Source organism: Lysinibacillus sp. NPDC097287 (genome assembly GCF_044761695.1).
Lineage (GTDB): Bacteria > Bacillota > Bacilli > Bacillales_A > Planococcaceae > Lysinibacillus.
This window is the reverse complement of the sequence record NZ_JBIWCX010000087.1, coordinates 1-1,065: the sequence shown is the minus strand read 5'-3', so window position 1 is coordinate 1,065 and position 1,065 is coordinate 1. Positions and strand designations below refer to the sequence as shown.

Sequence of the window (1,065 nt, the reverse complement as noted above, 5' to 3'; positions counted from 1 at the left end):
AAGACAACGACGACGTTGACGACCTCGTGAATGAACTTTTCGATGTCCTCGATTCCGTCGGCACGCACACGAGTGGTCTCTGTGACTGGTAGTGCCGCGAAGTTCGCGGCCATCCGCGATAAGGCCTCGTCGGCAGTCTGCCCCTGAATCGTCGCCAGCGCCCCGCACACATTTTCGGAGACGAACCGAGTAAAGAAATGTCCATCACCAGGCTCGATGATCTCGTCCACGACCAGGTACTCGAGTTGTTGCCGACTCAGCGAGAACTCCCAATCCAGTGATTGAGCGAGCCCTGAGGGAGCTTAGGCAACGACAGCATTGCCTAAGCGGGGAACGAGTTCGTCGAGTCCTTTCCAGCCTCCGCGAGCCACGATGCCGACTCGTGCATCCTCACGGATACCTCTGGCCAAGGCGTTCAACAGGGCATTGCGCCCGCTGCCGATCGGTCCGGCGATGACGACAACTCGGCCCACGGCAACGCAATGCTCTAGAAATGCTGCGGTGCCGTCGCCGAGTACTCCGTCGTCGATCATTCGAGACAGGGTCCACGAGGACAGACTTGGGACTGAGACTTCGATCTGCTTCACTGCAGCGAGCGCCGATGCATAAGTCCCGCCGTGCAGTAGCTGGTGTTCTCGGGCAGCTTTCTTACGAGCCGAATTCGAGACCATGAGTGTGCTCCGATCACTGGGCGCGTTGACGGGTGCCCCGCATGTACCCATCAAGGGGTCAGTGTCGAAAAGCATCCGCGGATCCGGAGGACCTTCCCCAACTTTGTGCCGAAACGACGATGCGGGCGCCTGCTCGAACATGGGTGGGAGTCACGCGAAACGACTCGACACCGAACATATCGCAGACGCCGGACAGGGACAGGCTCGCGACGTTGATTCCCTCATGGGAGGGGCGTGGGTGGCGATCGGGAGAAGACACTTTTGCGGTTGTCTGCCTGGGTGCGACGAGGAGACAAGGGCCGGTTCGGGCCCTCGTTTCCAAGGCCGTAACCAGCTGAACAGCGCGAATTTGATCTAGTTGCCGTGGAGGGAATTTATCCCCTACGCGGAGGGT

The 1,065-nt window shown here is 59.7% G+C and carries 2 protein-coding genes; both read right to left on the bottom strand.

Going from position 1 to position 1,065, the window contains the following annotated elements:
• Positions 1-230: hypothetical protein (locus tag ACIQ2D_RS22310; RefSeq protein WP_402867458.1), on the bottom strand; the 230-nt coding region annotated here is incomplete at its 3' end.
• A 72-nt stretch (positions 231-302) separates the two neighbouring features.
• On the bottom strand, positions 303-671 hold the full coding sequence (locus ACIQ2D_RS22305) for a hypothetical protein (protein ID WP_003944208.1): 369 nt from the start codon (positions 669-671) through the stop codon (positions 303-305).
• Between the last annotated feature and the right edge of the window lie 394 nt (positions 672-1,065).